The organism is Bacteroides sp. 2201st1_D9_2201SCRN_220225 (genome assembly GCF_040928965.1).
Taxonomy (GTDB): Bacteria; Bacteroidota; Bacteroidia; order Bacteroidales; family Bacteroidaceae; genus Bacteroides; species Bacteroides stercoris.
In genome coordinates, this window is sequence record NZ_JBCODG010000057.1 from 21,821 (window position 1) to 29,786 (window position 7,966).

11 protein-coding genes are annotated in these 7,966 nt (G+C 43.4%); 9 read left to right on the plus strand and 2 right to left on the minus strand.

Translation table 11 applies throughout. The features are described from left to right. Nucleotides 1-4: 4 nt before the first annotated feature. Nucleotides 5-1,501, plus strand: coding sequence for a glucose-6-phosphate dehydrogenase (gene zwf, locus AB5903_RS16440; protein ID WP_195658040.1), 1,497 nt, complete (start codon nucleotides 5-7; stop codon nucleotides 1,499-1,501). Next, on the plus strand, nucleotides 1,498-2,202 hold the full coding sequence (gene pgl, locus AB5903_RS16445) for a 6-phosphogluconolactonase (RefSeq protein ID WP_368118039.1): 705 nt from the start codon (nucleotides 1,498-1,500) through the stop codon (nucleotides 2,200-2,202). The genes zwf and pgl overlap by 4 nt, the downstream gene beginning before the upstream one ends. 4 nt (nucleotides 2,203-2,206) lie before the next feature. Here pgl and AB5903_RS16450 read toward each other — a convergent pair whose 3' ends face one another. Both AB5903_RS16450 and pdxH read right to left on the minus strand, forming a co-directional pair. After that, nucleotides 2,207-3,253, minus strand: coding sequence for a DUF2776 domain-containing protein (locus AB5903_RS16450; protein WP_118086610.1), 1,047 nt, complete (start codon nucleotides 3,251-3,253; stop codon nucleotides 2,207-2,209). 100 nt (nucleotides 3,254-3,353) lie between these two features. Next, nucleotides 3,354-4,031 carry a pyridoxamine 5'-phosphate oxidase gene (pdxH, locus tag AB5903_RS16455; RefSeq protein ID WP_117858425.1) on the minus strand — a complete coding sequence of 226 codons (678 nt, stop codon included), beginning with the start codon at nucleotides 4,029-4,031 and terminating at the stop codon, nucleotides 3,354-3,356. Nucleotides 4,032-4,233: 202 nt separating this feature from the next. On the opposite strand from pdxH, the gene AB5903_RS16460 reads away from it, so the two are divergent. The 7 genes from AB5903_RS16460 (at nucleotide 4,234) to AB5903_RS16490 (ending at nucleotide 7,792) form a co-directional block, all read left to right on the plus strand. Beyond that, on the plus strand, nucleotides 4,234-4,488 hold the full coding sequence (locus AB5903_RS16460) for a hypothetical protein (RefSeq protein ID WP_016662355.1): 255 nt from the start codon (nucleotides 4,234-4,236) through the stop codon (nucleotides 4,486-4,488). A 368-nt stretch (nucleotides 4,489-4,856) separates the two neighbouring features. Next, the gene (locus AB5903_RS16465; protein ID WP_195658041.1) at nucleotides 4,857-5,156 is read left to right on the plus strand and encodes a hypothetical protein; all 300 of its coding nucleotides are present in this window, start codon (nucleotides 4,857-4,859) and stop codon (nucleotides 5,154-5,156) included. A 295-nt stretch (nucleotides 5,157-5,451) separates the two neighbouring features. Continuing rightward, nucleotides 5,452-5,634, plus strand: coding sequence for a hypothetical protein (locus AB5903_RS16470; RefSeq protein WP_016661278.1), 183 nt, complete (start codon nucleotides 5,452-5,454; stop codon nucleotides 5,632-5,634). Then, a complete protein-coding gene (locus tag AB5903_RS16475; protein WP_272710365.1) occupies nucleotides 5,631-6,005 on the plus strand; it encodes a hypothetical protein in 375 nt (124 codons plus the stop codon). The genes AB5903_RS16470 and AB5903_RS16475 overlap by 4 nt, the downstream gene beginning before the upstream one ends. A gap of 114 nt (nucleotides 6,006-6,119) precedes the next feature. After that, nucleotides 6,120-6,518, plus strand: coding sequence for a D-Ala-D-Ala carboxypeptidase family metallohydrolase (locus tag AB5903_RS16480; RefSeq protein ID WP_005651860.1), 399 nt, complete (start codon nucleotides 6,120-6,122; stop codon nucleotides 6,516-6,518). After that, nucleotides 6,515-6,976: a DUF6808 domain-containing protein gene (locus AB5903_RS16485; protein ID WP_217716494.1), complete on the plus strand. Its 462-nt coding sequence runs from the start codon at nucleotides 6,515-6,517 to the stop codon at nucleotides 6,974-6,976. Before AB5903_RS16480 ends, AB5903_RS16485 begins: the two co-directional genes overlap by 4 nt. 177 nt (nucleotides 6,977-7,153) lie before the next feature. Continuing rightward, nucleotides 7,154-7,792 carry a hypothetical protein gene (locus tag AB5903_RS16490; RefSeq protein ID WP_005651857.1) on the plus strand — a complete coding sequence of 213 codons (639 nt, stop codon included), beginning with the start codon at nucleotides 7,154-7,156 and terminating at the stop codon, nucleotides 7,790-7,792. Nucleotides 7,793-7,966: the final 174 nt, after the last annotated feature.

Below are 7,966 nucleotides of genomic sequence, written 5' to 3' on the forward strand. Positions count from 1 at the left end.
AGCTATGAGTAAATTTGTGATGATAATTTTCGGCGCTTCCGGTGACCTGACAAAGCGCAAGTTAATACCGGCATTATATAATCTGTACAAGGATAACCGCCTGCCGGAAGGTTTTGCTGTTTTAGGCATCGGACGTACCGGATACCGGGATGATACCTACCGTACTTATATACGGACGGAAATGGAACGTTTTGTGGCTTCGGAAGAACATGCCGGCGGACGTATGACTGATTTTTGCAATCATCTGTACTATCTTTCGCTTAATCCGGCCGAGGCTGCCGATTATGGAAATCTGGATGCCCGTCTCCGGGAACTGACGGGTGAGCAGGAGCCGGATGGCATGTTGTACTATCTGGCAACACCGCCGTCGCTGTATGGTGTGATTCCTCTTCATCTTAAGACTGCCCGCCTGAACCGTCCTCATACGCGTATCATCGTCGAGAAGCCTTTCGGTTATGATTTGGAATCTGCCCGTGAACTGAACCGTATCTATGCTTCCGTATTCGAGGAGCATCAGATTTACCGTATAGACCATTTCCTGGGTAAAGAGACTGCGCAGAACATTCTGGCTTTTCGTTTTGCCAATGGCATCTTCGAGCCGCTTTGGAACCGTAATTACATTGACTATGTAGAGATTACCGCAGTAGAGAATTTGGGTATCGAACAGCGTGGAGGGTTTTATGAAGGAACCGGAGCATTGCGTGATATGGTACAGAATCACCTCATTCAGTTGGTAGCGCTTACCGCGATGGAACCGCCGGCAGTTTTCAATGCCGATAATTTCCGCAACGAGGTGGTAAAAGTATATGAATCTCTCTCTCCCTTGACAGAAGAAGACCTGAACGAGCACATTGTCCGTGGGCAATATACCGCGTCTGCGACCAAGCCCGGTTATCGTGAAGAGAAGAACGTAGCTTCCGATTCCCGTACCGAAACTTATATTGCCATGAAAATAGGCATTGACAACTGGCGGTGGAGCGGCGTTCCTTTCTATATCCGTACCGGAAAACAGATGCCGACCAAGGTGACCGAAATCGTGGTACACTTCCGCGAGACACCTCATCAGATGTTCCGTTGTGAAGGCGGCCACTGCCCGCGTGCCAACAAACTGATTCTGCGTTTGCAGCCCAATGAGGGTATTGTGCTGAAGTTCGGAATGAAAGTTCCGGGACCGGGGTTTGATGTGAAACAGGTGATGATGGACTTCAGTTATTCCGATTTGGGCGGTCTGCCCGCCGGAGACGCGTATGCCCGTCTGATTGAAGACTGTATACAGGGAGACCAGACACTCTTTACCCGTAGCGATGCCGTGGATGCGTCATGGCGTTTTTTCAATCCTGTGCTGAAGTATTGGCAGGGACATCCGGATGCACCGCTTTACGGTTATCCCGTGGGAACGTGGGGACCTTTGGAAAGTGAAGCTATGATGCGCGAACATGGGGCCGAATGGACTAACCCGTGTAAGAATTTGACGAATACTGATGAATATTGTGAATTATGAAAAGTTATGTATATCCTGCTGCAACCTCGACTGCACGTGCTCTTATCCGGTATATAATCGATATGATGAACCGGGAGCCGGAGCGGATTTTTTACTTTGCTTTCAGCGGAGGAACGACTCCTTCCCTTATGTTCGACATTTGGGCGCATGAGTTCAGAGAAGAGACTCCTTGGATGCGGATGCGGATTTTCTGGGTGGACGAACGTTGTGTATCCGTCAGCGACTCGGACAGTAATTACGGTACTATGCTGCGTTTGCTGTTGCAAGAGGTAGGCATGCCCGATGAATATGTATACCCCATTCATGGTGATTGCCGTAGTCCGGCGCAAGAGGCGAAACGTTATTCGGATTTGGTTTCCAGTACGGTTCCTTTGCGCCGGGGTTTCCCTACCTTTGACATAGTGCTGTTGGGAGCAGGTGATGACGGACATACTTCTTCCATTTTCCCCGGTCAGGAGTATCTGCTCTCTTCTTTTCATCCGTATGAAAAGGGTATAAATCCTTATAACGGGCAGCCGCGTATTGCCATGACGGGATGTCTGCTGTTCAGTGCCAGAAAACTTATATTCTTGATAACAGGCAAGAACAAGACGGAAGTTGTTTATGATATTCTGAAATCGGGCGATACCGGTCCGGCTGCTTACGTGGCGCATCATGCCGCGGATGTGGATATCTTTACCGACATAGAAATTGACGGATAAGCGGTTACCCTTTTGAGGTTCCGCTTTCCAGTATGCTTACGATGGAGAAGAGTGTGAAGCAGATACCGCCCAATCCTGCCAGTACACGTGCCGGTACAAAGTAGGCTTCGTGTATGCTTGCCATTTCAAAAAGGAAAGCAGACAGGAACAGACAGAGCAGTGCGGTAAATACGGGTATCAAGGGAATTCGGTTTGCCAGTTTGAAAGTGTTGCGCCATATTGCTGCCAGGAGTATGACTTTGCTTGAAATGCTGTAGCAAACCAATCCCAGGCCTATCATTATATACCCTATGGAAGATTCGGCAGGGGTCGGGTTTTTCAGTATCAGTAGCCCCCAAAGGATGCTGAGTGTTCCCATGGCAAGTACCATTACAGGCCACCATTTACGTTCTGCATGCGAGTAACTGTTACGTATTTGGCGTACGATAGTTGCCACCAGTGCCACGAGGCTTGTACAGATGCAGGCTATTCCTGCCATGACATGCCCTGCTACATAATAGGCGTTGTGCACATCGCTCTTTGCAAGCAGAAGGAATGTCCATATCCATGTGGCAAGTGCCAGCAATGCCGCAACAACTATAAGAAGCTTACCTTGTGTGCCGTTAAAGGCTTGTGGGGGCACATCGTTTTCCGTCGTTTGGGAATTGGCAGGTATAAGGGTGAACCGGGTGGAAGAAGTGGCGGTCGTTGCCACACAGGCAGTGATGAAAGCTACGCCGCAGATTACATGTCCGGCTACGAAATGACTGGCGGTGGCAGCTTCGCTGATATATTCCCAGCCGCAGATGAAAGTCAGTAGGGCAGCCAGATAGCCAAGCACGGGCAGAGCGTACAGGACAACCGTATTGTATGTGTGAATAATCTGCCGGATAATGGTAGCCGCTGTTGCAAACAAGGCAATGCAAATCATTCCTAATGACATTACTACCGGACCGGCAACGTTTTTTGCCGGGTCCGTTCCCATATCAAGTACAAAAGCTCCGTAACCAAAACAAAACAGGGCCATCAGCAGAGGGATGGTGCGAAAGAGAACACTGATTCCGTAATTCATAATTATTTTCTATTAAAGTTTTCCCCTCTAACAGCAGCATTATGACTTTGTTTCTCATTTTAAGCTTTATTCATAGGATATAATACTTTGACAGTCCGGTCTAGGGTGCAAGGCGGTTTATCTCCCATTTTTCGGAGTTTGGATACGATAGGCCGGAAACGGACTTTTCTTCATGGAGAGTATATTCGAAACGGTCGTGCAGCCTGCTTTCCCGTCCCTGCCAGAATTCGAAGCGGGTGGGGGTGACGGCAAAACCGCCCCAGTTGTCGGGACGTGGTACTGTCTGTCCGGTCAGCCTGGCAGCTTCCTTTACAAAAGCGCGGATTATTTCCATCCGGCTGCTGATGACGTGACTTTGGGGGGATATTCTTGCGCCGATCCGGCTTTTGTAGGGTCGGGTGGAGAAGTAAGCGTCCGATTCTTGAGGAGTGCATTTCTCTGCTTTCCCTTCAATATGTACTTGTCTTTCCAGTTTATGCCAAACGAAAGAGAGGGAGATGTAGGGATTGGCTGTGAGTTGCCGTCCCTTACGGCTTTCGTAATTGGTGAAGAAGATGAGTTTACCGTTTTCCACGCCTTTCAGCAGTACGGTGCGGGTAGAGGGCCGTCCGTCCGGTGAGACGGTGGCTACAATCATGGCGGTAGGTTCGTTCTCGCCGCAATGCAGGGCGTCGTTGAGCCAGCGGGCGAATTGCTCGAAGGGATTCTCCGAGATAGTATTCCGGGTGAGCTTGCCTTTCTTATATTCTTTTCGTATGTCCGAGAATTGGGAATCCATATAATTACTGTTTATTATTATAACAATGAAAGAGCGAAAGGGTTGAAATACGGATACGTTGACCGCTAAAAATATCTTTTTTTCTTCTTTTTTTATAATTGTAATGATAATTCTTCTCAGTTTCGTTATGTGTTTCCGTTCTATAGGACGATTTCATGTAAATAATGTTTATATTTGTACTTCAATTACAAACATTGTTTATATGAGCGACAGACAACAATTCATTATAGATTGCACATCTCTTATTCCTGTTATAGGAACTTTGGTTTTAATAAAAATAGCTAACGAACAAATGGTTACCATGGTTGCTGCTTATGTACTTTGTGGCGAACTTTTGGGTGTGTTGATCAGTAGGATATTGAGGTTATATTATATTGATGTGGCTTTCGTCTGGTTGGGTGGAATTATGCTTTGGCTGTGGTATTGGTTCGGAGTACAGCCCAGCTATATGGGGTGATAGAGCGTCAGCTGCAAGTGTGGATAGGACGTCTTGTAATTCAAGTTATCAAATGGACAGACGATTAATCGGAAGAGGTTGATACTCATAAAATTAGTATTTAATAGGTCTATAATAAAAGCACTTCCAACGTTCGCTTACGGAGGAAGTGCTTTACACAAAAACTAAAACTACTATTTAGCTGGATTATAAATATTTTTTTAAGTCCTGATTTTAAGTTTCCTTTTTTGTAATCTATAATCCAGGTGAAATAAATATGTTTTCTCAGAAATATATAAAAACGTACAAAATAGTTCTTTATGGTGTATTTATGCAGTGTATTTTGTTTTGTATATTTGCGATATTCTATTCACTAAATAAAAAAAGTTATGTTTCAATTTTTTAATGATTTTGGATTTACATGTGTTGTAAATGAAAGATGTGACGAATTACGTGCAGATAAGAATATGTATTATAGGAAAATTCCTAATAGTGATTGTGATTATCTTGTTATAGCCAATGAGTTGTTTATGGTAAAGGGGAAAAAACCAGAACCCCAATGGACAGTATCTATTCAGTCATATTGGTCGGAGGAAGAGATAGGCAAGGAGAAACCGTCTCATGATAGTACTATTATAGGTGATTTCCAAAAGAATACAGATATGGCTCTAATTAAGAAATATTTATAGTCAGTTTGACAAATATAATTATAGTGAAAGGGATTATGGTCGGAGAAAACCATGTAGCAATTTCACAATAAGATTCTGTAGTTTTGCAGTAATATACATTGCGATAAATCTACTGCCATAGTTTGGCAACCCTTTCCTGGTAAGATATTCCCTACTCATAAATTTCTTGTTTACTTTCGCTGAAAAGTGATTGTAAATGAGTACATTTGTCATGTTTTATTGGTTAACGCCCATGAACGTGTCTTTAACAGGATGCGTTCGTGGGCTTTTTTTGTTTAATTAAAAAAGTTCGTAGATGAAAAAGAAACTGATTGTTTTGGCTGTTGTGGTGGCCGTGATTGTAGGTCTGCTGGCTTATTACCAGTATGTACCGTTTTGGGCAAGCATTGTGAGTACCGGTGCGTTTATTGCCGGCATTCTTCTCGGTTGGAATGCCAAGGGGTGGAGTGATGAACATGTAACGGGGATGAAGGTATGATGGAGGAACTGAATGAACTGTTCAATATCACCGGCGGGATAGTCACTACTATCCTGCTTCCTCTTTTCGGTGTGTTCATGTTCTATGATTCAAAGAAGCGCAAGGCGGCTGCGGAAGCGAGAAAGGCGGAAGCTGACAATATCACCTCGTATGCTGCTGAATGGAAGGAACTGTACGAGAAAAAGGAACACAGGGTAGTGGAACTTGATTCCAAAATAGACCAGCTTTATGCCGAGAAGAATGAAGACCGCCAGCGTATCCGCGAGCTGACCGAAAAGAACGCTACACTGGAGATAGAGAAGATAAAGCTGGAAACAAAGCGGTGCGATGTCCGGGGATGTAGCGGGCGGAAGCCACCGAGCGATTATTGATTCACGGGAAGGAAGGTGTTTCGCAACAGCTTCCTTCCCTTTTTAGCATAAACTTAAAGTTTAAACAAAGGTTTCTGCAAATGTAGTGTATGTTTATATTAAATCAAATGATGTATGAAGTATTTTACGATAAAAGAACTTTGCCGTTCGACAACTGCCGACCGCAAAGGAATTGACAACAGATGTGGCAGTGATATAGAAGCCAATCTGACTGCATTGGTAGATAACGTTCTTGACCCGCTACGCGAATGGTATGGCAAACCTATCGTTGTGAACAGCGGTTACCGTTGTCCGGCATTGAATAAAGCGGTGGGCGGTGCGACAACCAGCCAGCACATGAGTGGACAGGCCGCGGACATTGATACCGGAGACAGGCAACAAAATAAGCTACTGTTCGAGCATATCCGCAAGAACCTTCCTTTCGACCAGTTAATTGATGAGAGTAATTTCGCCTGGGTGCATGTGAGTTATCGGGCGGACGGTAGAAACCGGAATCAGGTACTGAAGCTATGAAAAGACTACCCTGGCTATTAGTTGTATTGCTGGCAATCGCTTGTGTGGTAGCCTGGTTCCGTCCGCACGAGCCTTTGCCGGCAGAAATCCGTACCGAAACAAAGATACAGACGGTTGTCAAACTTGATACGGTTCTTATCTCCGCACCGATAGCGGTCTTTTGGCAGATATTGCCGAATGACACAGTACGTATAGGTGACACTTTGCTTCATCGCAAACGGGTTGTGTATGAAGATAGCCTGTATCGTGCGGTGGTGAGCGGATATGTAGACCCGCAGCTGGATAGTATGACTGTGTATCTGAGGACCGTTTATCAAGTGGAAACGAATGACGTCTATCATCCGGTCACCATCAAGTCGAAAAAGAAACGTTGGGGATTTGGGTTGCAGGCTGGGTATGGGTATCTGGGTGTGTTTTATGTTGGGGTTGGAGTGAGTTATGACTTGTGGCAGTGGTAAACGATTTATTTTTACGCTTTCACTTTCAATTTAACATTATGATGTAGTTTATATTATAGTATAAATATTTATACTATAATATAAAATGTTTGTTGTTGTAGTTGATGTTTCAATAAAACATCTTATATTTGCAACATCTTGATGCGTAAAATTTGCAAGTAAAGAGTAAACACGATTATGAATCCAATTTTAACTTATTTATTGAACCATGCTCCATGGTTAGCTGTTATATTGATAGTAATCATAGCTACGTGGATAATATCAAAATATCATACTAAACTGGAAACAACAAGAAAAGCAGTTGATGATTTGCCATGTGAAAAGCATAAAGATGATATAAGAAATTCCGACTTACGTTATAAAGAATTACAACGTATTGTTTCATCTACAAATGACATGGTTGTTGAGATAAATAAATGGTTAATGAAATTTGATAATGACATGATTGATAAATTGGCAAAGAAAGCGAGCCCTTTAAAAATGACACCACTTGGCAATGTCTTGTTTGTGAAATCTTCAGCTAAAAAAACAATAGATGATAATATTGATTTTTTAATGGAAGAGCTAGAGAAGATAAATCCAACGACAGCGTATGATGTAGAGGAAGAGGCTTTAGGATTTCTTCTTAGAAATATGGGGCATGAAATGTTTACTGATATCAAACAATTTATATATTATTCTCCTGATACAATAGAGTTATTAGACCCTGCTTCTAATACAAACAAAGCTGTAAAACTTTCTATGCAATCTATAGTTAAATTGATGAGCATTTATCTGAGAGATATCTATTTATCAAAACACTCTGATATACAATAATATTTTTATCTTGTCATTAGGTGATTTTATAGATTTCGTAAAAAGCTCTTGATAAGTAAAAGATATTTCGCCCCGACTTTCGTCGGGGCTTTTTTATGGGTCAACGTAAAAACCTGAGGGATTCATAGCTTATGCATAAATTTTCGCCAGTCTGAACAGGAAGAAAGCTCTGTC

Excerpts from the sequence above, each read along its gene's own strand:
- AB5903_RS16475 (WP_272710365.1), top strand. The coding sequence starts at position 5,631 with ATGATGGAGGAACTGAATGAACTGTTCAATATCACCGGCGGGATAGTC.
- AB5903_RS16480 (WP_005651860.1), top strand. The coding sequence starts at position 6,120 with ATGAAGTATTTTACGATAAAAGAACTTTGCCGTTCGACAACTGCCGAC.
- AB5903_RS16490 (WP_005651857.1), top strand. The coding sequence starts at position 7,154 with ATGAATCCAATTTTAACTTATTTATTGAACCATGCTCCATGGTTAGCT.
- AB5903_RS16460 (WP_016662355.1), top strand. The coding sequence starts at position 4,234 with ATGAGCGACAGACAACAATTCATTATAGATTGCACATCTCTTATTCCT.
- pdxH (WP_117858425.1), bottom strand. The coding sequence starts at position 4,031 with ATGGATTCCCAATTCTCGGACATACGAAAAGAATATAAGAAAGGCAAG.
- AB5903_RS16470 (WP_016661278.1), top strand. The coding sequence starts at position 5,452 with ATGAAAAAGAAACTGATTGTTTTGGCTGTTGTGGTGGCCGTGATTGTA.
- AB5903_RS16465 (WP_195658041.1), top strand. The coding sequence starts at position 4,857 with ATGTTTCAATTTTTTAATGATTTTGGATTTACATGTGTTGTAAATGAA.
- zwf (WP_195658040.1), top strand. The coding sequence starts at position 5 with ATGAGTAAATTTGTGATGATAATTTTCGGCGCTTCCGGTGACCTGACA.
- pgl (WP_368118039.1), top strand. The coding sequence starts at position 1,498 with ATGAAAAGTTATGTATATCCTGCTGCAACCTCGACTGCACGTGCTCTT.
- AB5903_RS16450 (WP_118086610.1), bottom strand. The coding sequence starts at position 3,253 with ATGAATTACGGAATCAGTGTTCTCTTTCGCACCATCCCTCTGCTGATG.
- AB5903_RS16485 (WP_217716494.1), top strand. The coding sequence starts at position 6,515 with ATGAAAAGACTACCCTGGCTATTAGTTGTATTGCTGGCAATCGCTTGT.